General features: G+C 57.7%; 20 protein-coding genes and 3 tRNA genes. 8 read left to right on the top strand and 15 right to left on the bottom strand.

The features are described from left to right. Nucleotides 1–73: 73 nt before the first annotated feature. Both ACIOWL_RS14580 and ACIOWL_RS14585 read right to left on the bottom strand, forming a co-directional pair. Nucleotides 74–256: a hypothetical protein gene (locus ACIOWL_RS14580; RefSeq protein ID WP_400386530.1), complete on the bottom strand. Its 183-nt coding sequence runs from the start codon at nt 254–256 to the stop codon at nt 74–76. Nucleotides 257–461: 205 nt separating this feature from the next. Further along, nucleotides 462–1,472 carry an LLM class flavin-dependent oxidoreductase gene (locus tag ACIOWL_RS14585; RefSeq protein ID WP_400386534.1) on the bottom strand — a complete coding sequence of 337 codons (1,011 nt, stop codon included), beginning with the start codon at nt 1,470–1,472 and terminating at the stop codon, nt 462–464. Nucleotides 1,473–1,735: 263 nt separating this feature from the next. Between ACIOWL_RS14585 and ACIOWL_RS14590 the strand changes: the two genes are divergently transcribed. Then, nucleotides 1,736–2,191, top strand: coding sequence for an SRPBCC domain-containing protein (locus ACIOWL_RS14590; RefSeq protein WP_400386536.1), 456 nt, complete (start codon nt 1,736–1,738; stop codon nt 2,189–2,191). Nucleotides 2,192–2,273: 82 nt separating this feature from the next. Here ACIOWL_RS14590 and mnmA read toward each other — a convergent pair whose 3' ends face one another. From mnmA to ACIOWL_RS14605, 3 genes are read right to left on the bottom strand one after another with little or no spacing between them, the layout of a single operon-like run. After that, entirely contained in the window at nt 2,274–3,410 is a 1,137-nt protein-coding gene (mnmA, locus tag ACIOWL_RS14595; RefSeq protein ID WP_400386539.1) for a tRNA 2-thiouridine(34) synthase MnmA, read from the bottom strand. After that, on the bottom strand, nt 3,407–4,642 hold the full coding sequence (locus ACIOWL_RS14600) for a cysteine desulfurase family protein (protein WP_400386542.1): 1,236 nt from the start codon (nt 4,640–4,642) through the stop codon (nt 3,407–3,409). The genes mnmA and ACIOWL_RS14600 overlap by 4 nt, the downstream gene beginning before the upstream one ends. Nucleotides 4,643–4,671: 29 nt before the next feature. After that, nucleotides 4,672–5,478, bottom strand: coding sequence for a hypothetical protein (locus ACIOWL_RS14605; RefSeq protein WP_400386545.1), 807 nt, complete (start codon nt 5,476–5,478; stop codon nt 4,672–4,674). Between the two features lie 114 nt (nt 5,479–5,592). Between ACIOWL_RS14605 and folP the strand changes: the two genes are divergently transcribed. Together folP and ACIOWL_RS14615 are read left to right on the top strand one after the other, a co-directional pair. Next, nucleotides 5,593–6,519 carry a dihydropteroate synthase gene (gene folP / locus ACIOWL_RS14610; RefSeq protein WP_400386548.1) on the top strand — a complete coding sequence of 309 codons (927 nt, stop codon included), beginning with the start codon at nt 5,593–5,595 and terminating at the stop codon, nt 6,517–6,519. A gap of 18 nt (nt 6,520–6,537) precedes the next feature. Next, the gene (locus tag ACIOWL_RS14615) at nt 6,538–7,275 is read left to right on the top strand and encodes a dihydrofolate reductase family protein (RefSeq protein ID WP_400386551.1); all 738 of its coding nucleotides are present in this window, start codon (nt 6,538–6,540) and stop codon (nt 7,273–7,275) included. Here the strand turns inward: ACIOWL_RS14615 and ACIOWL_RS14620 are convergent. Continuing rightward, nucleotides 7,272–8,171: a diacylglycerol/lipid kinase family protein gene (locus tag ACIOWL_RS14620; RefSeq protein ID WP_400386554.1), complete on the bottom strand. Its 900-nt coding sequence runs from the start codon at nt 8,169–8,171 to the stop codon at nt 7,272–7,274. The two genes, ACIOWL_RS14615 and ACIOWL_RS14620, sit on opposite strands and share 4 nt — an antisense overlap. Before the next feature lie 115 nt (nt 8,172–8,286). Here ACIOWL_RS14620 and ACIOWL_RS14625 point away from each other — a divergent pair, with 115 nt between their 5' ends. The 3 genes from ACIOWL_RS14625 (at nt 8,287) to ACIOWL_RS14635 (ending at nt 10,415) form a co-directional block, all read left to right on the top strand. Continuing rightward, complete coding sequence (locus ACIOWL_RS14625) at nt 8,287–9,186, top strand: J domain-containing protein (RefSeq protein WP_400386556.1); 900 nt, start codon at nt 8,287–8,289, stop codon at nt 9,184–9,186. A gap of 42 nt (nt 9,187–9,228) precedes the next feature. Then, complete coding sequence (locus tag ACIOWL_RS14630; RefSeq protein WP_400386559.1) at nt 9,229–9,690, top strand: tRNA (cytidine(34)-2'-O)-methyltransferase; 462 nt, start codon at nt 9,229–9,231, stop codon at nt 9,688–9,690. Nucleotides 9,691–9,812: 122 nt separating this feature from the next. Further along, entirely contained in the window at nt 9,813–10,415 is a 603-nt protein-coding gene (locus ACIOWL_RS14635) for an anti-sigma factor (RefSeq protein WP_400386562.1), read from the top strand. Nucleotides 10,416–10,498: 83 nt separating this feature from the next. On the opposite strand, the gene ACIOWL_RS14640 is transcribed toward ACIOWL_RS14635, so the two are convergent. From ACIOWL_RS14640 to ACIOWL_RS14655, 4 genes are all read right to left on the bottom strand, one after another. Continuing rightward, nucleotides 10,499–11,260, bottom strand: coding sequence for a PIG-L deacetylase family protein (locus tag ACIOWL_RS14640; RefSeq protein ID WP_400386565.1), 762 nt, complete (start codon nt 11,258–11,260; stop codon nt 10,499–10,501). Then, nucleotides 11,257–12,201, bottom strand: coding sequence for an electron transfer flavoprotein subunit alpha/FixB family protein (locus ACIOWL_RS14645; RefSeq protein ID WP_400386568.1), 945 nt, complete (start codon nt 12,199–12,201; stop codon nt 11,257–11,259). Before ACIOWL_RS14645 ends, ACIOWL_RS14640 begins: the two co-directional genes overlap by 4 nt. Before the next feature lie 14 nt (nt 12,202–12,215). Continuing rightward, nucleotides 12,216–13,037 carry an electron transfer flavoprotein subunit beta/FixA family protein gene (locus ACIOWL_RS14650; RefSeq protein WP_400386571.1) on the bottom strand — a complete coding sequence of 274 codons (822 nt, stop codon included), beginning with the start codon at nt 13,035–13,037 and terminating at the stop codon, nt 12,216–12,218. Between the two features lie 200 nt (nt 13,038–13,237). Beyond that, nucleotides 13,238–14,803, bottom strand: coding sequence for a S1C family serine protease (locus tag ACIOWL_RS14655; RefSeq protein WP_400386574.1), 1,566 nt, complete (start codon nt 14,801–14,803; stop codon nt 13,238–13,240). Nucleotides 14,804–15,043: 240 nt separating this feature from the next. Between ACIOWL_RS14655 and ACIOWL_RS14660 the strand changes: the two genes are divergently transcribed. Both ACIOWL_RS14660 and ACIOWL_RS14665 read left to right on the top strand, forming a co-directional pair. Beyond that, a complete protein-coding gene (locus tag ACIOWL_RS14660) occupies nt 15,044–17,104 on the top strand; it encodes a TPM domain-containing protein (RefSeq protein WP_400386577.1) in 2,061 nt (686 codons plus the stop codon). Nucleotides 17,105–17,180: 76 nt separating this feature from the next. Next, nucleotides 17,181–17,912 carry a PspA/IM30 family protein gene (locus tag ACIOWL_RS14665; protein WP_400386580.1) on the top strand — a complete coding sequence of 244 codons (732 nt, stop codon included), beginning with the start codon at nt 17,181–17,183 and terminating at the stop codon, nt 17,910–17,912. A gap of 154 nt (nt 17,913–18,066) precedes the next feature. Here ACIOWL_RS14665 and ACIOWL_RS14670 read toward each other — a convergent pair. The 5 genes from ACIOWL_RS14670 to ACIOWL_RS14690 form a co-directional block, all read right to left on the bottom strand. Then, nucleotides 18,067–18,143: transfer RNA gene (locus ACIOWL_RS14670), tRNA-Met, on the bottom strand. A 511-nt stretch (nt 18,144–18,654) separates the two neighbouring features. Next, nucleotides 18,655–18,731, bottom strand: a tRNA-Met gene (locus ACIOWL_RS14675). A 713-nt stretch (nt 18,732–19,444) separates the two neighbouring features. Continuing rightward, nucleotides 19,445–19,521 (bottom strand) — tRNA-Met (locus ACIOWL_RS14680). A gap of 63 nt (nt 19,522–19,584) precedes the next feature. Beyond that, the gene (locus ACIOWL_RS14685; protein WP_400386583.1) at nt 19,585–22,629 is read right to left on the bottom strand and encodes a UPF0182 family protein; all 3,045 of its coding nucleotides are present in this window, start codon (nt 22,627–22,629) and stop codon (nt 19,585–19,587) included. Nucleotides 22,630–22,758: 129 nt separating this feature from the next. Continuing rightward, on the bottom strand, nt 22,759–23,874 hold the full coding sequence (locus ACIOWL_RS14690) for a PDZ domain-containing protein (RefSeq protein ID WP_400386586.1): 1,116 nt from the start codon (nt 23,872–23,874) through the stop codon (nt 22,759–22,761). Nucleotides 23,875–24,017: the final 143 nt, after the last annotated feature.

The following is a 24,017-nucleotide window of genomic DNA, read 5'->3' on the forward strand; positions in this document are numbered from 1 at the left end:
CTCGATCTGTTCATCGTTCATGACCCAAAATTAACAGACTTGTGTAGAGATTAAAAGACCTTCCAGCAATAACCTAACAAAGTGCTACTAGGACCAAGTTCAGTGCCGTGCGCCGTTCACCGGCGATTTCGTTCTGGGCAAGCAGTGCTTCGAAGGGCACATCGTCTCGAAACCTGCCACTTAAGATGACCGAAGTCAACAGCCCACGCAGTTCCTCCAGTTCGCGTTCGAGTTTCTCGATTCGGTTATCGCTCACCGTAGCTCCTTCTTTCGTCGGTGGTGCCCGAGCCTAGAATAACAACCAGTACGCTGATTCGACCGCGGTCGCCTGGTGCGTCATCGGGTCAGGGTTATTGGCGACATCGCCAGCGACATCGGCAATGGGTCAGCGCAGCCGCGTGAGACCGTCGGAGCCTCAACTCAAGGCCGTGCGTGGAATCCCAACCCTTCGAACTCACGAGCTATTTCCACCCGATATCTTTGACCACCTTTGCAATGTTGGTCATGACGTGTTCGTTGTATTCAACACCGAGCTGGTTCGGCAGCGCAAAAAGCAGGTAGTCCGCCTCGCACATCGCGGCATCACGGGTGAACAACTCCGCCAACTCGTCCAAGGAACCCGCATAGGTTGGCCCCGAACGTGCCCTCATACCTTCAATCTGTCCAACCGAATCGCCACGTTCGCGACGCCCGAAATACAGCTCATCGGTGTCCGTGATCACGGGGAATGCACTGCGCGTCACCGCAGTCTGTCCACCGGTATGGTGTCCACTGGCAGCGTAGGAATCAAGGTATCGCCGTATCTGATCACGCTGCGCGATATGGAACGGCCGCCCATCGTCTTCCAACAGCAACGTTGATGAGAGCAGATTCATCCCCTCGCGACCGGCCCATTCGGCCGTTTCAAATCCTGCAGCACCCCACCAGATACGATTCTCCAATCCAGGGGACACCGGGGTAATCGGCAACAGCGAGCCACCGTAAGATTCAGGGTGCACCGGGCGCGCAATGGGAGTTCCGGCAATGGCCTTGCGGAACGTTGCAGCGCGTTCACGCGTGACGCTCGACCAGCTCTCACCCTCGCCCAGGGTGTACCCGAACAATTCTTGGCCGTTAGCGGCTGGCTCGGGTGAGCCACGACTGATACCCAACTGCATGCGGCCACGGGCAATGGCATCGGTAACCGCGGCTTCCTCGGCCATGTAGAGCGGGTTCTCATAGCGAAGGTCAATCACCCCGGTTCCAACCTCAAGTGTCGTTGTTGAAGCTGCCATGGCCGCCAGTAGTGGAAACGGTGCGGAAAGCGAGCGGTCGAAGTGATGAACCCGCAACCACGCCCCGTCAAAACCGCTACGTTCAGCGGCTTGCGCCAGGTCCACCATCTGCCGCACAGCGGCTGCGCCGGTAGGAACCGTGGAATTCGCGGCTCCGGACCAGTGCCCGAAGGTCAGGAAACCAATTTTCTTTGGCATGTCATCTCCGTTTGAACCGAATCAGTAGTTTTTCATCTACCAATCACAATTCTAATTGACGCGTCAATATTCCCGAAGTCCGCAATTTGAGCCATTTCGCCATGACTCGGCGGATACGACAACCCACCTCATCTCGGCTCACCGTCTTGGATTCCCGATCCCCGTCTCCAGCGGCATCGCTCAAGGAGTGCGAACAATTACCCGTCTGAAGCCGGCAGTATGCTTGACGCACTGAATGCTTTCAACATAACCAAGGCGGCCCAATGATCGATCTAGCCCAAGAGACCATCCGCATCAACCGCCGCCTGCCCTGTTCGCCACCCGAAGCTTGGAAGGTCTACGAGCAGATCTCGCACCGGATCAATTGGTGTGTGCCGGCCGGCGACGGAATCACTTATTTAGAAGAGAACTTTCGCGAGGGAGCGCGTGACATATACCGGTGCGGCCCGCTGGGTAACTTGGATTTTTCTGTCACAACCGACTATTGCAGAATAGTCCCAAACGAACTGATCAGTTACGCCGAAACCGTCACCAAGGACGACGTTGCACTCGCCTCATCGCTTGTCACCTGGCATTTTGAACCTCGACCTGACGCAACCCTGCTAAGGGTCACCAGCCAAACGAGTTCGTATGCGGGGGCTGAAATGATTGAAGGCAATCGCACGGGGTATCGACTCGTTGTGGGGCAGCTCGCGCACTATCTCTCGACCGCAGCATGACGGGCCATGGATTACCAGTAAAACAACAAGCACCCCGAAAAAGTTCGGGGTGCTTGTTGTGGAACAACACTCAAGGTCGGGACTATCCTACAGCCGCAGGATCCCAAGCGCTTGAACGAGCCGAGTCAATGGTGGCCTGTCCCAGCACACGACTGTCCTGATAAACAACCATGGTCTGCCCCGGGGCGACACCACGCATTCCCTCGGGCAGGTTCACCACGAGTTCATCGCGGCCATCCACCGAGCGTTCCATATGAGCCTGCGCGGTCACCGGGTCACCGTGGGCACGCACCTGCACCATGCAATCGAAGGTGGTTCCCGTGGAGACCTCCTCGATAGGGATACCGGCCCAGGAAATGCGGATACCACGTAGCTGGTCTACCGCCAACAAGGCTTCAGGGCCAACGATGACCTTGTTTTCCTTCGGGCGAATCTCCAGCACAAATCGTGGCTTGCCATCGGCAGCGGGGCGGCCCAGTCGCAGTCCCTTGCGCTGGCCAACGGTGAACGCCTGAGCGCCGGCGTGCTCGCCGAGCTCATTTCCTTCATGGTCGACAATTGAGCCGGGCTTCATTTCAATCCGCTCGGAAAGCCAGCCGCGGGTATCCCCATCGGGGATGAAGCAGATGTCATAGCTGTCTGGCTTGTTCGCCACGGTCAATCCGCGAGCCGCGGCTTCCGCGCGAACCTCTGCCTTAGACGGGGTTTCGGCCAGCGGGAACATACAGTGATCGAGCTGCTCGTGGGTCAGGACACCCAGCACGTATGACTGGTCCTTGGCCCAATCTGCCGCACGGTGCAACTCCGGGTTACCCTGCTCATCACGCAGCACCTTGGCATAGTGCCCGGTGCAGACCGCATCAAAACCCAAAGCCAAGGCCTTTTCCAAGAGTGCGGCGAACTTGATTTTTTCGTTGCAACGCATGCAGGGATTCGGGGTACGCCCGGCCTCGTATTCGGAGACGAAGTCATCCACCACGTCTTCGGCAAAACGATCCGAGAAATCCCACACGTAAAACGGAATCCCCAGTTTGTCGCAGGCGCGCCAGGCATCATTGGAATCTTCCACGGTGCAACAGCCGCGTGAGCCGGTACGCAAGGTTCCGGGCATCCGGGACAGTGCCAGGTGCACACCGACAACATCGTGTCCGGCTTCTACTGCGCGGGCGGCGGCGACCGCCGAGTCCACGCCGCCGGACATTGCTGCTAATACCTTCATCGTGTAAAACCTGTTCCTGCCGTGTGGATACTGCTTTCGTCGGCTGCCATTCCAGCCTTCCTTGCGCGCTCATAGGCCTGCGGCAAGGCTTCCAATAATGCGTCAACGTCTTCGCGGGTTGTTCTATGCCCCATTGTGAAGCGTTGCACACTCCGTGCTGAACGAGCGTCTCGCCCCATGGACAGCAGCACGTGGGATGGCTGCGGAACCCCAGCGGTGCAGGCAGATCCCGTGGAAGAAGCGATTCCCAGCATGTCCAAAACGAACAGCAGTGAATCACCCTCGCATTCGGGGAAGGTGAAATGCAGGTTTCCCGGAAGTCTGGTGCCCTGGTTTTCGACATCCCGTGGACCGTTAAGCACTGCCTCGGGGATCAACCTTAAAATCTCTTGGATTGCGTATTCGCGCAACCCGCTCAGACGCTGGGACTCACGCTCACGATGTGCGGTGACGTGTGTGGCAGCAGCCGCGAATCCAGCCGCCGCCGCCGCGTTCAGGGTTCCCGAGCGCATTTTTCGTTCATGCCCGCCGCCGTGTTGCACCGGCATCAGCGTCACGTCGCGGCGCACCAGCAGCCCACCGATCCCCACCGGGCCGCCAATCTTGTGGGCGCTGATGGACATTGCCGCCAGCTTGGAATCAGCAAAATTGGTGTGTACGGCTCCGAACGCCTGGACCGCATCGGAGTGGGCTGGGATGCCGAACTCTGCCAGCAAGGTAGCAAACTGCGTTACCGGTTGCACGGTCCCAACCTCATTGTTAGCCCACATGAGGGTGCCGAGCGCAATGTGCTCATGGTGCTGTTGCACCAACGCGCGCACAGCGTCCAAATCCAGCACCCCGTCGGCGTCAACCGGCATCCAGCACAGTTCGGCGCCCTCGTGCTCGACCAGCCACGTGACGGTATCCAAGACCGCGTGGTGCTCGATACCTGCAACCAGGATTACCCGGGCCTCAGGGTTGGCCTTCACGCGATTCCAGTACAACCCTTTAAGGGCCAAGTTATCCGATTCGGTACCGCCGGAGGTGAAAATCAACTCGCTGGGGTGCGCCCCCGCGGCTGTCGCAATCGCAATTCGGGCATCGTCAACCACACGGTTGGCTCGGCGGCCGGCCGTGTGCAGCGACGAGGGGTTGCCGGTGGTGGCAAACTGTGCGGTAATAGCCGCCAACGCTTCCGGAGTCATATCCGTGGTTGCCGCGTGGTCTAGGTAAACGGCGGGAGTATTCATATCTCTTCTATGTTACGAGCTTCATGCACCTAGTTTGAATGCCCGATTCGTGTGAATTGCCCAACCTCGATAGCTTCCAGCCCCGGATCTTTCAAGATCGATTCGATCAGCGCCGCGGGCCCGCCGATCAACGTGCAATCATCATAGGGCTCGGTGGAGAGCATCCACGAGCGGTCTGCGGGGAACACCAAGGCTGGTCGCTGGCGCTGCTCCCCCGCTGCGGTCTTGGCCCACAAAGGATCACTGAGGAATCCCGCATCGGCCTGAACCAGGTGATAGTTGCGGTATCCGCCGCCGAGGTCCAGGGGGCCGTCGCCGAGCTGCTCAGCCGAAAAAGCCGGCTTCTGCGCCTCGGCGAGCGCCTCGGCATAAGCGGCTGCGTTTTGTTCATCGCTCAGTGCCGGGTCCGGCTCCATCTCAATTTGGATCCGCTCCCCGCCTTCAATAAAGGCGTATCCTGCCCACAGCCCCAGGACATAGTTTTGTGTTCCGCTGGCCTGGATCAGGTGCAGCGCTAGTTCTTTCCACTGATTCGCTGGCAGCTCATCAAGTGGCAGATCGGTCTCAACCCACGCGTCATCCGTGACAGGATTGCCCTGGGAGTCCAGCCCGGCCACGGTTTCAAATAGGTCTGCGGCGGTTAGAACGTGATTGCGGCTAGCGGCCACGGTAGACCATCGCACCTGTTGATCATCTTCATCAAGTGCGGGATGCAAGATGCGGGCGTAGCGTTCATAGCCAACGGGTATTTGGGCGGTGACCGTGAGCGGGTCGGCGTCGGCACAGGCGTCGAGGATCCATTGGCCGTAATCTGCGGAGACATGGGAAAACTGCATGTCCTAAGACTACCGAGCCAACACCCAGCCAACACGGGTTTTCGCTGTTGCAGTGATATGAATGATGATGTAGGTCGCAACTCACCAATATCCATGTCAAGGGAGCCTTCACCAATGTTCATGCCAGACCTGTTGGTTCCGGTTCACCAGTTCGCCCACAAAAGTATTGATTTTTCGCGCCGTATTGCGGTCATGGCGGTGATTAACCGCACTCCTGATTCTTTTTATGATGCCGGCTCAACGTTTGGACTTGATGAAGCGGTAGGTGCTGCCCGGCGCGCCATTGAGGCCGGTGCGGATTGGGTTGATATTGGGGGTGTGCCGTTCTCCCCTGGGCCCGAGCTTGACTGGAGGGAAGAAGCCGAACGGGTTGTTCCCGTGATTCGAGAGGTCAGGCGCCATAGTGATGTGGTGATCTCGGCTGACACTTTCCATCCCTTGGTCGCACAAGCAGCCATTGACGTCGGCGCGGACGTCATCAATGACACCACTGGCCTGGCCTATCCAGAGCTGGCGAAAGTGGTGGCGAAAAACAATGTTCACCTGGTGCTGACGCATTCGCTAGCCAAGCCTCGCACCATTTACCCGCGCCCGCAGTACACCGACGTGCTGGCCGAAGTCAGTGCCTATTTGATGGAAAAGGTGCAGCTGGCCAAAAGCTACGGCATCGACGATTCCAAACTCATCATTGATCCGGGCCATGATCTGAACAAAAACACCCGCCACACCCTGGAGGTGACCGCCGGTTTTCAGAGGTTCGCTGAGCTCGGTTACCCGGCCCTGGCCGCGGTATCCAATAAGGACTTCATCGGGGAAACCCTTGACTTGCCGAAGTCGCAGCGAATGCTGGGCTCCATGGTTGCCGCGACCATCTGCGCCATGGGCGGTGCCCGCATCCTGCGAATGCACAACATCCCGGAATCGATTCAGACCGTGCACCTGATAGAAGCCGCACAAGGCTGGCGGGAACCGGTGAAGCAGATACACAATATGGGGGATGTCAATCCACCGGCGCACCCAGAACGTCAAGCCAGCGCCTAGAGCATCCAAGGAGATTCAATGCGAACTTTGCTGCCTACCCCCGTTGACGACGTAAATGACGAGTTTCTGCTTTCCCGATATGCCGGTGATCGGGAAGCGTTTGTTCGATTCAACTTCGTGTCCAGTGCCGACGGCAGTGCCCAGCTGCAGGGACTGTCCGGCGCCTTGGGCTCGCCAGGCGACCAACGTATTTTCGCCCTGCTTCGACGTTTGGCTCAGGTGGTGTTGGTTGGTTCGGGAACGATCCATGCCGAGGGTTACGACGGCCCGCTGGTGTCCGAGGAAGCTCAGTCCTGGCGTGTGAGTCATGGGCTCAGCGCCCACCCGACGTTGGCTATCGTGTCTCGCAGCTTGTCCATTGCTGCGGATGCTGCGGTCCTTGTCCGGTCGCCGGCCCCGGTTTTATTGTTCACCTGTGAACAGGTTACGGATCAGTTGAGCGCACAGTACCCCCAGAATGTGCAGCTCATTCAGGTCTCGGACTCAGGAGAGGGGCCGGACCCGGTGCAGATTGTTGGCCGGCTCAACGACATGGGTCTGAAGTTCATTCATGCCGAGGGCGGGCCACGGATTTTTGGGCAGTTCATCGCGGCGGATCAGGTCGATTCGCTGTGTGTGAGTTACTCCCCGGTGCTGGCCGCCGGTGCAGGGTCACGCATCTCCCACTCGGAACATGATGTGCAGCATAAGTTGCGACTGCACACCCTGTTGGAGGAGGATTCGATGCTCTTTGCCGAATACCGGGCCCGCAGTTAACGCATCAAGAGCAATTCTCCGGGCACGACCTTCAGGCTAAAGGAACCTCGGCCCAGCAGCTCGCCGTCCGCGTAGCAGTTTTGAGCTGTCTGCACGCTGAACCATGATGCCTGGCCAGCGACTCGTAATTGATGTTCACGGCCGGTCAAGATTCGCGGGAGGTTTCGCAGGGCCGGTGCGATGCGTGCGCCGGTGACCATGGACAGATCTGCCAACCCGTCATCGAAGCGAGCGGCAGCGAACAGTGTTATCCCGCCACCCAGCGACCGAATGTTGGCGATGCTCGCCGCAAGGGCAGGGCCCCGGTATTCGAGCCCCTGCCCGACCACGTGGGTTTGTATCGCTGTGATCCTTGGCAGACACAGTGCCAGCCCCATGGCATACCGTAGTGATCCCAACCATCGTGGCAAGGTGTTGGCACGCTCGTTGACCGTTGCTTCAAAGCCCCAGGAGATCGATCCGACCGCCAACCTGGTTGTTTGGGGGTTCGAATCGAAAGTGATTTCCAAAAGGTCAACCGGGTGCGAGTGTTCCTCACCGGCGAGAAAAGAGGTGACGATCTCCAGCGGTTGAGAGTTTCTCCCGTCATCAAGCATTCGCCAGGTGTCGTTGCCGCTGCCGGCAGGAATAATACCTACCGGAATGCCGGTGCCTGCAAGGACCTGCACAAGGTGGTGAATCAGCCCATCGCCGCCAACAATCACCACGGCGTCCGAGGTGGTGAGGTTCTCGGCCAGCTCCTGGTTCGACAGACCGGAGACATCCAGCAATCGATGGTTGACCTTCAGCTCGCTGAGACCAGCTGCAAGGCGGGTGGCGCGACGCTGGCCCAGGCCCCTGCCGGAGCTGGGGTGGAAAACGATGGTGACGCGCTCGAAACGTCGTTGTGTGCCCATGACGTAGACAATACTCAGCTGGCGCCCAGAGTCTCAAAGCAATGAACACAGCTGATTCGCTACGATAGGGAGAGTCGGCTACTAGTGTGCCGCGTCGAAAGGAACTTGCCTGACCATGAGCTCGCCGAGCCCCCATGAAATTCTTGGTGTACCCCGCACGGCAAGCATGGAAGAAATCAAAGTTGCTTACCGCAAGGCGGCTCGCGCCACGCACCCGGATCTTGGCGGCAGCGAAGATGCTTTCAAAGAAGTGCAACGGGCTTTCCAGCAGCTCAGCGACCAGCAGTCCGAGAACAGTTTTGAGCGAAGTTTCCAGGCCCCCGGTCAGGCACCGCGTGCGGGCTTCAGCGCTCGTCCCTATGATGAACGACTGCGCACCACTCCGCAGCAACCCAAAGCACAGCTGGCCACCGAATACATTCCGCCGCTGGATGACTCCCAGTTCACCGCGCTGGATCCCAAACGCTCCGCACAGCGGGTGCACGGTGAGCCGCGTAAACGAGGCTTGTTCAACTCCCGTTCGCGGCTGCTTCGCGAAGCAACCACCATCAATCTACTAAGCAAAAATGTGCTCAATATCCTGCCTGCAGCACGACTTGTGAACGGATTGCGCTCCCCCAGCGGCGGGCATTTCGACCATGTCCTCACCGCCGGATATCGGATGGCTGTCATCAACACCATGACCTTGCCCGAGGGATACTACTCGTTCGACGGTTCGGTGCTTCGACACGGCAACAAACTCACCCAACCCCCTGAAATACAGATTTCCGGGATGCAACGGGCGTTCATGCAGATGAATGTTGTCTCCTACACCTTGGTGTTGGCTTCAAATGGGAATCATCACGAACCGGTCATTGAGTATCACCGCAATGCCCAACCCTCGGTATCGAGCTCGGCAAATGTTCTCAATGCGGCTGGCCTGGTACGAGAACTGAAACTTTTTCTCGGTTCCGGACCGTCACCCAACGTGGTGGACCGTGACGTGCTGGCCAGGCTGATCGGTGGAATGTACTAGGCCGATGAGGGGATCTGTGCGCGCACCCATTAAACTAGGGGTGTGTTTCGAATCGTTTTTAATGCCCCAGAAATTCCCGGCAACTCCGGCAATGCCATCCGGCTCTCAGCAATCACCGGCGCAGAACTGCACCTGGTTAAGCCCTTAGGATTCAATTTCGAGGACTCAAACCTTCGACGCGCAGGATTGGATTATCACGATCTGGCGTTTGTGACCGTTCATGAAAATCTTGATGCGGCCTTTGAAGCGCTTGGCGAGGGACGAGTTTTCGCCTACACCTCCGAGGGCGAGACCGTCTACAGCGATATCAGCTACGAACCAACGGATATTCTCTTGTTTGGCAAGGAATCCGTGGGGTTGAGCCCCGAGGACAAAAAGCATCCTCGTGTCACGGATCTAGTGAAGTTGCCAATGCTTCCAGGACGCCGGTCACTGAATCTTGCCAACGCCGCATCGATCGTAACTTTTGAGGCCTGGCGCCAGCACGGTTTTGCGGGAGCTTAAACTACCAGCGAAGTACGGCCACGTATACAGCTTTACCCAATCTTTATAAAGTAGGCTCATTAGGTGCCTGCTGATCCGCAGGTATTGAACTTTGACCACAACTCCGGGAGAAACCAAAGACAATGAACGGTAGCCATTCCCAGCACCACGACGAGCCTCAGGACGAAGACCTGGGTCTAGACCTGGTGGACCAAGTGGCCAGCAGTTCTCGCGCCGAAACGACGTCCAAGCCCAAGCGTTGGATCATCGGTGTTGTGGGCGTTGTGATCGTTGTAGTACTAGCCCTAGTGATTTTCTCGCTGCTCAACGGCGGCACCAAGGCTTCTAAGGCCGCCAAGGCCGACGACGCGGTGACCCAAACTATCGAGCTGAAGAATGGCGGACAGGCCATTCTCAGCTCGTCCAAGACCGAGGATGCGATTGGTGTCGAACTCAGCGGCCTGCCCGCCCTCGAGGACGGTCAGCAGTATGTCGTTTGGGCCGTGCACGATGAAACAGGCGCGTCGGTGATTGCTTCAAGCACCGGCGACGACGAGGACGCCGGGCTGAGCCCGGCCAATGATGTTCTGGCCATCCATATCACCGTTGAAGGATCCTCGATTCCTTCAGCGCCCTCGGAAGAAACCGAAGCCTCGGTGGATCTCCCGTTGGACCCGGCAGCTTCCGAATCCCCGCAAGAGGATAATGATGCTGGCAGTACCGAGAACTCCGGTGCCGAAGGCTAATCCAAGTCACGGCCGCAAAGCGTGAGGCGCGTTCCCAACAGGGAACGCGCCTCACGCTATTTTGTTGTTGCTACTTTTCCGAATCAGAATCCTGAAATAGTGTCATCCGCGTTGACGGCAACCAGGTGGAAGGATTCCGCCAATGAGTCAACAGGCAGTCCCCCACGCTCGGCATTCGTCCGGCATTGGTTCTCCACAAACCGCTCCATGGATGCAACATCCGGATGCTGGGTGTAGTGCGCACGCAAGGCGTCCATTTTCTGCGGGAAAAACTTGGTGATGTCCACAAAACCGTTTTCCCGCTCGCGCGGCGCCCCGTAAAGCCACAGCCAAGGAACCTTGTAGGCGCTGAGACCTTCGTCGCTCACCAATTCCGGGTAGGCGAACGGGTTCTCGACCGCCGGGTAGATCGCCCGGGTAACCGCCTCCCCGCACGCCAGATGGTCCGGGTGCGAACGCTGGATGCGGTCCCAATTGCGTTCCGGATGCATGGCCATCACGATGCTCGGACGCACCTGGCGAATCAAGCGAACCACCTTGCGGATGACCTCATGTGTTGGTTCCAGGAATCCGTCGCGCTCGCCAAGGAAGTGCACGGTACTCACCCCGACCCTTGAAGCCGCCACGGTTTGCTCTTGATGGCGCAGCCGAGCCGTTTCCTGTGGGTCGCGTTCGTCGAATCCGCCGGCGTCCCCGTCGGTCATGATGCAGTACTGCACTTCAACACCAGCCGCAGTCATTGCCGCGATGGTTCCCGCAGCGCCGAAGTCCAGGTCATCTGGGTGAGCCGCGAATGCGAGCACCCGTTCGGTGCCCGCGGTGATGAACTGTTGTGTATCAATCATGCGCGGCGACGCCTGATTTCTGCAGCAGCCTGCGGAAGCACCTTGGAGAGGTCTCCGACGATCCCAAGGTCGGCGATTTCAAAAACCGGGGCGTCAACATCCTTATTCACGGCGATGATGAACTTACTGGTTTGCATGCCAGCCTTCTGCTGGATGGCCCCGGAGATCCCGGCCGAAATGTAAAGCTGAGGGGAAACGGTGATGCCGGTTTGTCCAACCTGCGCATCATGGGAGATCCATCCGGCGTCGGTGGCTGCACGCGAGGCACCAATGGCGGCACCTAAGGCATCCGCCAGGTCCTCCAGCGGGCCGAAGTCACCGTCAACACCACGGCCACCGGCGACTACCACCCGGGCCTCGCTGAGGGATGGGCGCTCGGAAGCAACCTTGTCCTCAACCGCCACCACGCTGACCAGCGATTCCTGGGCCGATTGAAGTTCCAGGTCGTTTACCTGAACCGTGCCCGGTGCCGCCAACGGTGCGTCGTCGATGCTGTTCGGTTTGACGGCTGCAATCAACACGCCGGTGGTGGATTTCACGCTCGCGCTGTAGCTTCCGGCAAGCTCATCCTTGGTCGCGATGAGTTCAGCCGAGACATCAATCACGTCGGTGACCAGAGCCGCCTGACGACGCACCGCGATGCGTGCACCGATTTCGCGGCTAAAACTGTCGTTCCCGAGCAATACCAGATCGGCATCGGTTTGCTGCAACGCGGTGTCCAGCACAGCCAGCTCGTGTTCACCGAATCCGTGTCCGGTGTTTGCAGCCTGCCACACGGTGTCAATGGCATAGTTGCCAAGGACTTCGCGGGCTTCAGTGGAAATCTCCGAGGCCACCGCCACAATGGTGGTGTCGAAGCGCGAGGCCAGGGTCAATAGTTCGCGTTGGGCCTTGCCCGGCGCACTGTTGAGGTCAGTGAAAAATACAAGTGCAGAAGACATGTTCGAATAGGTCCTTAGATCAGCTTCTGTTCGGCCAAGAAGTCCACGAGCGCAATGCCCGCTTCGCCGCTGTCGTTGATGATGGTTCCGGCGGGCCGGGCTGGTCGCTGTTCAGCGGCCAGCACCGTCGTGGTGGATCCTTCAGCCCCTACCTCCTGGGAAGCAAGACCAATGGCAGCCAGGTCGACTTCCTCGACCTTCTTCTTTTTGGCGGCCATGATGCCCTTGAAGTTCGGGTACCGAGGATCATTGGCTTGATCGGTGACCGAAAGCACCGCTGGCAATGCAGCTTTGAGGGTCACGCGCTGGTGAAGGTGGTCTCGTTCAACACGTAATTCGCGAGTCGATGCGTCATAGGCAACCGACGCGGCATGCGTCAGTTGAGCGAATCCCAGGAGTTCTGCCAGCTGTGCCGGCACTACCGAGGTTTCAGCGTCGGTTGACGCCATGCCGGTGATCACCAGGTCCAGATTCGGCACGGATTGTGCCAGTGCGGCCAATGCCTTGGCAGTGGCAACGGTATCTGAACCGGCCAACGCTTCATCATTCAGATGCAACCCTGACGAGGCCCCCATCTGCAGGGCCTTCTTCACCGAGTTCACCGAGCTTGCTGAGCCCATGGTTGCGGCAATAACTTGGTGGCCAGCGGCGAAACCGCCGTGTTCCTCAACAATGGCCAACGCGGCTTCAACTGCGTATTCATCCAGTTCCGACAGTACGGACTCCGCACGGTTCAACCGCAAAGAATCCTGATCAATATGCCGATCGAACTGAACATCTGGAACGTGTTTGACCAAGACCAGGATGGTCAGTGGCGTAGTGCTCGCGTCGCTCATTCGCGCCTTCCTCGAAGTATTGGGGCCCCGCTCGTCCGGTGAGGCAGACGACGGAAATTCTCATCACTGTCTATCGTATCGAGCCACGGCCGTGCCATGGTCCTTATATCGCTCAGAGAACAACACGTGACGCGGATGGTTGATCACCAATCCGCGTCACGTGTCTCACCATGACATTATGACGACTCGAAGAGTCATATTTAGTTTTCGGTCAATTCGCCTACCGTGGCAGTTACGGTTTCTTCCTTCCCGTTGCGCAGGTAGGTGATCTTTGCTTCTCCTCCTGCGGCCACCTCACGGATTGCCGCGGTGACGGTCTGCGAATCTCGAACTGCACGGCCGTTCACCGAGGTAATCACATCCCCGGACTTCAGGCCGGCCTTTTCTGCCGGTGAACCGCTGGTTACGTCGCGGATCGTCGCGCCAACGGAGAATGACGTCGTGGCGCTGCCCGAGGAATCCTCGGAACCTGCGGTGGCCTGAACCGTAGCTCCGAGCAGGCCATGTGTGGCACTGCCATTGGCGATCAGATCCGTGGCAATACGCTTGGCGTAATCGATCGGGATCGCGAAGCCCACGCCAATGGAGCCGGAATCTTCGCTATCTCCAGCGGAAGCGATTGCGACGTTGACCCCGATGATTTCACCCTTGGCGTTGACCAGCGCACCGCCGGAGTTACCGTGGTTGATCGCGGCGTCGGTCTGGATGACGTTGACATAAATGGTGCCTGCTGAGCTCTGTTGCTGTTGTTGCTGCTCTTGTCCCGGGAACTGGAAGTTGAACTGGCTTCCGTTGTCGCTATTGTTCTCCGAGGAGCTGTTTTCTGGGACAGCTGACGAAGCGATGGAGATCGTCCGGTTCAGGGTGGAGATGATGCCATCAGTCACCGTGCCGCTCAAGCCCAAGGGCGCGCCGATGGCCACGGCGGTGTCACCCACGTTGAGATCGCTGGATGTGCCAAGAGTTGCCGGCACCAGGTCGCTGGCATCGATCTTGATCACTGCTAGGTCCGAAGTTGGGTCGGTGCCGACAACCTTGGCGCTGTAGACCTTGCCGTCATTGGTCTGCACGGAAATCTCCGGGTTGGCGACTTCCCCGCCGAGGGTGACCACGTGAGTGTTCGTCAAGATGTTGCCGTCGGTGTCAAGAATAATGCCCGAGCCCGAGCCGCTAGTTCCATTGCCGGAGACCTCGATAGTCACCACGCTGGGGCTGGCCTTGGCCGCGGCTGCGGTCACTTCGGTCACGGAACTGGGATTGTTGATCACAACACCAGTCTGTGGCGAGGACGTGGTGGAGACGTTGTTGCTGCCGTTGTCAGATAGGAAGTAAGAGGTTCCGGCCGCTGCCAAGCCGCCAACAAGAGCAGCCGCTACCATGCCAGAGATGAGGGTAGTACCGCTGAAATTCTTTTTTCCCGCAGGCTTACGCTCCGGTGGCACAGGGTAATTCAGGTGCTGTGCATCCGGTGCTGAATAGGCGGCTGCGTAGGCTGGATTATTGTGGCCGTCCGATGCTTCAGCGTGCGAGTACGCTGCACCTGCCGTGCTGTGCTGAAGTGGCTGATCCACCGAGGGTGCTTCCTGATCCCGATTCACGTGCGGATAGGAAACCGTTGGCTGTTCACTGCCTGGCCCAGCCTGGCCTACTCGTGGAAGATTTACCGTTGGATCGGTTGATGCCGGCACGTTAGTTTCGGGGTTGTTGCCCAACGGTGCAGAGCCATCCACGTTGTTTTCGCGTGGCTCGTTCGGGTTCTGGCTCATCATTAGCCTCTTTCAGGTCTAGGATCTCTTGGCTTCAATTATTCCGTCGCGATCTGTGGCGGCAAACTGCACAAACTAAGTGCACCCTGTGAGTTAACTAATCTGGCAGCTGAATGACGTAGACGTGGTTCACTGGGACAAATAGAATCAAATCGAAGTGTGAATACGGCGTACTGTATTTACCAAACCGAGGTATCTGCCTTGGTTTAAGTTCGACATTGCAGTTCAGGTGGGGAAAGCATGAGTAGTAGAGCTCGGCGTATATTGGCCGGTGCGTTATTGGCCTCGATTGCCATGGTTGGGGTATCTTCTCCAGCCTTGGCAGAATCACCGGTCACGATTCCTCCTGGAGAGTTCGTTGTTGACAGTTCAAACGTACTCGGTTCAGATGTGTCCACGCTGGAAGACGAGATCTCGCAACTGCGTCAAGACACCGGATACAGTCTGTTCGCCATCTACGTTGACGAGTTCACCAGCCCGGAAGATCCGCAGGAATGGGCTAAGGCGGTCTTCGAAAAGAAGAACATGGGCACCAATGATGCCATTCTTGTTGTCGGGACCGAATCCCGTCAGGCGTTTTTTGGCAGCTCCGATCGAAGCCCGCTAAATGAGTATCGCCAAGAGATCTTCTCAGACGAGATTATTCCCGCCTTGAGCAATAGCGACTGGTTGGGTGCTGCTGAAGCTGCGATCGACGGTATCGAGCGGGTCGACAACGGCACGCTTGGTTCAAGCGGCTCTTCCGGATCTTCATCAGGTTTCAGTTTCTTCTGGCTGATGATCATCGTTGCCGGTGGTGCGGTCGCCATTTATTTGGTGGTGAACCGACGCGGCAAAGCGAAGTCTCCTCAGCTGCCACAGGGACAGTACCAAGGCGCGCCCGGCATGCCCCAGCAGCCTCTCGTGCCACTGGACCAGCTGCGCCGGCAGGCTGATCAACTTCTCGTCGCGGCAGACGATTCAATCCGCTCTTCGGAACAGGAGTTGGGTTTTGCCGAAGCACAATACGGCAAAGAATCCATCGAGGTCTTCGCTCAGGATCTGGCCCAAGCCAAAGAGCATCTTTCCGAGTCATTTCACCTTCAGCAACAGCTGGACGACGACATTCCAGATACCGAACAGGATCAGCGCTCGTGGCTGGGCGAAATCATCAACCGTTGCGGACAGGTTAATGAGTCGCTGCAAAAGCATGCCGATGATTTCAAGAAACTGCGCCAGCTAGAGCAAAATGCCGAAACCCGCATTGCCGAGGTGCGAGCCGAGCAGGAACCACTGAATCAGCAGTTGTCGGCAAGGGTCTCGATCCTTGAGCAGCTCACCGGCAAGTACGACCAGTCGGCAGTCTCCCAAATTATGGACAATGCCAAACAGGCTTCCGAACGGCTCAGCTTTGCCGCCTCGGCGCTCAAGCAGGCCTCGGAACAGCTGAATACAGACCGTGCAAATGCCGCACTGCTGATCCAGAATGCTGAAGAAGCCCACGACCAGACCGAAGTGCTCTTGGAAGCCATCAATAAGTCGGCGACGGCACTGCGCCAAGCCGAAACGGATCTTGAATCCGCCGTGGCTTTGGCTTCACGAGATGTTGCCCAGGCCCAGGCCCTTGTCAATAACGGCTCGCAACCAGGTCTTGCCGGCCCGGTAGCCGGGGTGCTCAGCGCACTGAATTCAATCAAGCAGTCGATTCAGGGCGGAAAGCACAACCCCCTGGCACTGATCTCCCAACTGGATGAAGCCAGCAAACCGCTCTCCATGTCACTGGCCAACCTGCGTAATCAAGCGGAGCAGGAAAGGGCCGCCCGTGAACAGCTCCAGAGTCTGCTGCATACGGCGGAATCACGGATCAGCGGCACCGAAGACTATATTCGTGCCCGACGCGGTGGCGTTCGTTCGTCGGCCAGGACGCGTCTGTCCGAGGCGCAACGTGCCTACGATGATGCGCGCTCACAAGCCAGCCGCAACCCGTCGGCAGCTGTCGCCTCGGCCCAGCGGGCGATCCAGCTAGCCGATCAGGCCGCAAGCATGGCCGAGCAAGATGTCAACGGCTTCGGCGGCGGGGACGACTTCGGCGGCGGCTTCGGAGGACGTGGCCGCGGTCGAGGCGGGATGTTCGATGGAATCGGCGGTGCTGTTCTTGGCGGCATCCTCATCGATTCAATTCTCAATGGCAACCGAGGCGGTAACCACGGAGGCGACGGCGGCATGTTCGGTGGCGGAGGCTTCGGCGGATTCGGCGGAGGCGGCGGAGGTTTCGGTGGCGGCGACGGTGGCGGCTTCGGAGGCTCCGGCGGAAGCTTCTAATTCTGTTTCCCAGTAATTTTAGTAAATGTGCACGACCCGAGTTAGACATCATCAATCAGAGAAGGAAGAGCCAACCATGACTAAACAGTCAATTTTCGGACGTATCTCCCAGCTGGCGAAAGCCAACATCAATGCGCTGCTTGATTCTGCGGAGGATCCACAGAAAATGATGGATCAGATGGTTCGTGACTACAACGACAACATCGCTGAAGCCGAGCAGGCCATCGCCCAGACCATCGGCAACTTGCGGATGATCGAAGACGACTACAAGGAAGATCAGCAGGCTGCAGCTGATTGGGGCAACAAGGCGCTGGCAGCTTCGAACAAGGCCGACGAGTTCCGCAGCGCAGGTAACGCCGCAGATGCCGCTAAGTTCGATAATTTGGCGAAGGTGGCAATCCAGCGCCAGATGCAATCCGAGTCCGAGATGAAGACCGCAGAGCCAACGATCAGCTCGCAGCGCGAAATCGTGGACAAGCTGAAAACCGGACTCAACCAGATGAAGGAAAAGCGAACCGAACTATCCAGCAAGCGTGACGAGCTCGTCGCCCGTTCCAAGGCCGCCCACGCTCAGAATCAGGTCAATGAGGCGGTCAAGGCCGTCAACATCTTGGACCCGTCGAGCGAGATTGGCCGTTTCGAAGAGAAGGTTCGTCGCGAAGAGGCCCGCGTTCGCGGTGCCGCAGAGCTCGCTTCCTCCAGCCTTGACGCCCAGTTCGAGTCTTTGGAAGATCTAGGCGAGCAGACTGAAGTTGAGGCCCGCCTCGCGGCGCTGAAGGCCAAGCAGACCGGCCAGCTTGAAGGATAGCCGCATGTAGCCGCCTTACCCGCAACACACCAAAGGTGCTCGTTCCAGCAGAGAGTAGATTCCTGCAGGAACGAGCACCTTTTTGTCCACCGTAACGCGAGGGGAACAGTTTGGATAAAACAAAAGTGGAGATCCACTGGATCTCCACTTTCTTTGGTGGCGGGGACAGGATTTGAACCTGTGACCTCCGGGTTATGAGCCCGGCGAGCTACCGAACTGCTCCACCCCGCGTCGGTAAATACAACATTACCAATGCGTAACCATGAATGCGAATCCGGGGCGGGTGTCGTTTCTCACCACCAAGGATTTCGCGCCTATCCCCTGCTTGGGGATTAAATGAAGTAGTGCGAAGGTGCCAGCGACGAGTCGGCACAACCGGAAGACCGTGAATCGTGGTTGGACCAGTTATCGACCTGAGATTGGCACGCACTGTGAATTTGTCACTTTGCGCGACGGCAACAGGTCTCGGGAACACGATTCGCACTCGCTGGGCAGTCGCAGTTCCGTTCACTGAGCAACACTCGACCAGATCCCATGCAGTCGCCATCTGGCGCTCGGAGCGCGCATGTCCAGCAAGGAAGCATTCTTACAAAGCTGCAGTTCAGGCCAGGAGCATTCGGCGCTTCTTGAATGCATCCGGCGGCCATGAAGTGCACAATCAATTTGGACACCCAGCACCAGGGGTTGCAACGGTGCCACGGAAATAAAAAAAGACGGAAGCTTTCGCTTCCGTCTTTCGCCTTGGTGGCGGGGACAGGATTTGAACCTGTGACCTCCGGGTTATGAGCCCGGCGAGCTACCGAACTGCTCCACCCCGCGTCGGTAAATACAACATTACCAACAGGGAAACTGAAAGGCTAATCGAGGGGCAGTGTCCTTGATCACCACCGCCGGTCCGTGATCCGGAGGAGTATTTTGGACAAGCAAATGCCCTGTCCTGGCCAGGAAAATTTACCCATTGACTTCATGACCACATAATCGCTGCTCACCACGCAACGCCGACGGGCATGAGAATGAACCGCTTCCGTCAATTTTGATGAAGGCACCAGCTACTCATCAACCAAGTTCCATAAGACTCTAAACGAAGCCTGCGGGCAATTATGCAAATGCAGGCAGCGTACCGACCGGACAGATTCGATTCACGCCGCAGCCGCATGGTCCGGTTCCTCGCATCCCACGACCGCCGTGCAGGCCACAGTACCCCATCAATGGCATCGGCTCGGCAAGGTCCGCAAATCGGTGGCCAACGTGGGCCGTGCGGTTCGTGAACGCGCCACCCGGCATCCACCGGCCAGTGCGTTGCAGACTCCTTGGAAGGGAAAATCGTACGGCCCCGCAGCCGGCCAATCCGATCCGGCCGAGGGTGATCTCCACGCGCGCAGCTCCCCCGATTCTCCATCCGAGCTAACTGCCGGCGGAGCGGATCAAGACAACAATTCTTCGACAGAGTTTGAGAGGTGAGTCACGCACGAGGCTAGTTAACTCCTCGGGCATGCAGAAAAGACGGAAGCTTTCGCTTCCGTCTTTCGCCTTGGTGGCGGGGACAGGATTTGAACCTGTGACCTCCGGGTTATGAGCCCGGCGAGCTACCGAACTGCTCCACCCCGCGATGACTAGTCAATTATTGCATCATCGCGGAGTGAAAAGCAAATCGGGTGTTTGCCCCTAGGAACTAGCCATTGTTTTCTTCGGTGGGTGCCGGCGATTCCGTGGCCGTTTCGGTGCCCTGCTCCCCTTGCTCAGTTCCACTGGTTGCCGGGGTTCCATTGATTGCCGCATCAGCCTCAATGGCCTTCTGCAACGCGGCCTCAAGGTCCTTTTGGGACTGTCCGTAGGCGGCGAAATCGTTCTCAGCCAACGCCTCCTGGCCAGCCTTGATTGCAGCATTGGCCGCATTCAGTGCCTCGGACAGCTTCTGGGCATCGGTCTGAGTTGATTCAGCTCCGGTTTCGCCTTCGCTCGGCTCCTCGCCGCTACCGTTACCGGTTTCACCGGTCACAGCACCAGAGTCGCCTCCGAAGACCTGGTCGAGAGCTTCAGCGAGGGTATCGGCGAAGCCAACCTGGTCACCGAATGCGACGAGTACCTTACGCAGCGTTGGGTAACTTGTGGTACCCGAGGACTGAACATAGACGGGCTGGACATACAAGATGCCGCCGCCCACAGGAAGCGAGAGCAGGTTACCGTTCTTCACTTCCGATGCACCCTGGCGCAACAGGTTAAGCTCACGCGTCACGTTGGTGTTCGTATCGAAGTTCTGCTGCGCCTGGCCTGGGCCTGGAACCGCGGTATCGGTTGGAAGCTCCAACAATCTGAGCTTGCCGTAGTCTTCAGACCTAGTTCCCGCATCCGTGCCTGCGTCGGCATTCGCAGCGAAGAATCCGAACATCACATTGCGCTGCTGGCCGCTGGCCGAACTTGCAGGTATGAAGGTCGAAGTCAGCGAGAACGTCGCTTCGTCCTGAGTTGGCATCTTCAACGATAGATAGAACGGAGGCTGCTTGACGTTTGCGTTGGAGGTGGTTGGGTCATTCGGAACGGCCCATGCATCGTTGGCCTCGTAGAAGGTCCCCGCGTCGTCAACGTGGTAGGTCGACAAGACCTCACGCTGGACCTTGAACATATCTTCTGGGTAGCGAACGTGATCCATCAGTTCGGCCGACATCTCTTCCATCGGCTGGATGGTGTTCGGGAAGATCGCCTGCCACGATTTCAGCAGCGGATCTTCGTTATCCCAGGCATAGAGCTTGACCTTGCCGTCGTACGCGTCGACGGTGGCCTTCACCGAGTTGCGCAAGTAGTTAACGCGACCGTTCAGGGCATTCAAGTCCTGAGCGTTGGTCAACGAATCGGAGACCGCGGAAGACAGCTGTTGCTGCTGCGAGTACGGGAAGTCATTGGAGGTGGTGTAACCGTCAATGATCCACTGCACCCGTCCGTCAACGATGGCCGGGTAGGCGTTCGAATCCAGGGTCAGGTACGGGGCAACCTTGCTTACACGTTCACGTGGATCGCGGTCGTAAAGGATCTGCGAATCCGAGTTCACGTCCTGCGAGAGCAGCAGGTCAGTTGAGGCGAATTTGAGTGAGTAGACAACACGGTTGAACATGTTGCCGACATTTGGACCGCCATCGCCGCTGAAGGTATAGCGGGTGTCCTGGGTATCACCGCTGGTGCTCGGGCGATCCAGCTCTCGGTCGCTCCAACCCTCTTCGGGGCCACCAACGATTGAGTACTGTGGCGAGTTTTCACCAAAGTAGATTCGTGGCTCGTAGTCTCCGTCGCTGGCAAGTGTACCGTTAGTCGGGATACCGCCAAGCATAAAGTCCGGACGGCCACCGGCGGCTACACGGTTGCCATAAGCGGCAACCAGGCCATAACCGTGGGTGTAAGAAATATGCTGGTTGACCCAGGTGTCTGTTGGCGAGACGTTGACTTCACGCGCGGCAATCACCGTATCTTCGACCTTGCCGTCGATCTCGTAACGATCAACGTTCAGGGTGTCGGCAAAGGTGTAGTACCCACGGAACTGCTGCAGCTGCGCAAAGGCGGCGGAAACCAGGTTCGGATCCAACAAACGAATGTTCGCGGTCGTTGCGGTTTCCTCAGCCAATGCGTTCTTTTCCGTGGTCACGGTCGCATCGTACTGAGTGACTTCGATGTTATCCAGGCCATAAGCCTTACGAGTCATCTCAATGTTGCGCTCAATGTACGGGCTTTCCAACTGACGCTGCGAAGGAACAACCTGGAACTGCTGCACCAGGTACGGGTACACGCCGCTGGCAACAATCATGGTGATCACCAGCATGGCGGTACCGATCAACGGTAAGCGCCAGCGACCATTAATTGCAGCAACAATGAAGGTGATCGCAATCAACACGGCAACGATTGCCAGAATCATTTGCGCCGGAATCACCGCGTGCACATCACGGTACAAGGCACCGGCCACGCGTCCACCCTGGTCGGTCAGTGTTTCGTATTGTCCGATCCAGAAGTTCACCGCCTGCAGCAGCAAGAAGACTGCCACCACAATAGCGGTGTGAACCCGAGCTGCCTTGCCAATGGTGATCCCGCCGCGCTCTTCAACGCGGATTCCGCCGTACAAGTAGTGGGTCAGCAAACCGGCCACACCGCTGAGCAGAACCACGGAAATCAAGAAACCATTAATCAGTGCGATAAACGGCAGCGAGAACATGAAGAACGACAGATCCATGTTGAACTGCGGATCGGTGCTCCCCCACGAGGTCCGGTTCAAGAATAGAAGGATCGTCTTCCACTGGCCGGCCACCGCGACGGCGGCGAAGATGCCGACCACCAGTGGAATACCGATCATGAGGAAACGGCGAACCGGCTCCAGCTGCGTCTGGTAACGCGACATCGAATCGGCACGTCCACCATCTGGTGCGTAAACCGGGCGGCGCTTGTAGGCACTGCGCATGGAGAACCACATGGGAACAGCCATGAGAATCAACGCAATCACGAAGATCACCAATTTGGCTATACGTTCGGTCCAGTAGACCTCGGAGTAGCCAAGTTGGTTGAACCACAGGATATCTGCGTAGAAATTGGACAAGAAGACAAACACCGCAACCAAGATAACCACCGCGAAGATGGTTAGGGTCAGTGGCGAAACCTTCTTGCCCGAAGGCCTGGACGGTTGCTGGGGCTGGCGGGGCCGCGGCGGGCCCCCGGACGGTGTATCCGATCCGTATGACACTATTTATTCCTTACCTTGGGTCCCGGACGCTGGTTTCACGCCAGAACTCGTGTACCTAATTCATGTGCGAGTGATTCCGCACCAGTCTTGCTGCCTACACCACATTCTTCCTGTGATGCGTGGCTAAATCTATTCGCAGGTCGTCATTTCGGCTGGGTCAGCCCCGTCAGCAACCTTTTCTAGTACTTCTCGAGCTTCGTGCAGTGTTGATACCTTGACAACGTTTAGCCCGTCTGGAATTCTCCCGAGAACTTCGGAACAGTTATCCGCCGGGGCAAGAAATACCGTTGCTCCGGATTTCTGCGCCGAAACCATCTTCTGGGCGATACCGCCGATGGGGCCCACATTGCCCGCTTCATCAATAGTGCCGGTACCAGCAACATGGTGCTCGCCCGCTAATGAACCTTCGGTCAGTCGATCAATGATCGCCAGCGCAAACATCATGCCAGCACTCGGTCCGCCAATATTTTCAACACCGAATTGCACATCGATCGGGAAATCATGGGTGGTATTCAGTAGCACACCAAGTTGCCGGCTACCGGTCTCACCAAGGGTAGTGGAGACTTCAACGTCCAGCTGTTCGGCGTTGGTTCCGCCGCCGGGACGTTCGATGGTCATGGTCGCCGGTGCATCCCCGTGCTTATCAAGATCCGCTTTCAGCTGTTCTAACGACTCAATGTCTTGACCCTCGTATTTCAACAACCGGTCGCCTTCTTGAAGGACCGACGTGTTGGTGTCCGTGGCAAAACCGGCCACATCCAGCCAGGTTTTGTAGTCATACCCCAACTCGGTCAGGGCAGCGGCCACGGACTGGTCTTGCGAGGAAACCATCTGCTGGTCATTCTGCTGAGACTGCTCGTCCGTACTTACTCCTCGAGGAATCACCGTCTCCTCCGGTGCGATGTCCTTCGTCGGATTAAACAAGGCTTCTAAGACCACGGGAACGGTAACACGATTGTTTCCGCCACCTTGGACGTAGACGGTCAGCATATCCAGGGTGCTTTGTGACTCGTAGGACCTGGTTCCTTCGATGGTGATCAGTTCCGTTCCCTCAACTTCACCAAGGGTATTAAGAACGGGTCCGGGTGAACGGATGACGAAGTTCGTTGGCACAAACATCATCACACCGATCAACAACAGGGCGATCAAACCTGCACTCGTTCGTTTCACACGGGCGGAACCGTTGCCAGGCTCTCCGGTTGGCGCCGGGTCGCTGGCTGAAATGACTGGTTCCTGTTCGTACACGTACCCTGCTCCTGACGGAAAATTGATGCAGCAATGCCAAGACAGACAAGGCTACTGTTAACCCTACTGAAGCGAGCCTGTGAAATTCATGAGGAAGCGGGCATAATCTATGTGCCGAAAGCGAACTGAGACTTTTCATCCTG

Origin of the sequence: Glutamicibacter sp. NPDC087344 (assembly GCF_044744225.1) — a bacterium.
Classification (GTDB): domain Bacteria; phylum Actinomycetota; class Actinomycetes; order Actinomycetales; family Micrococcaceae; genus Glutamicibacter.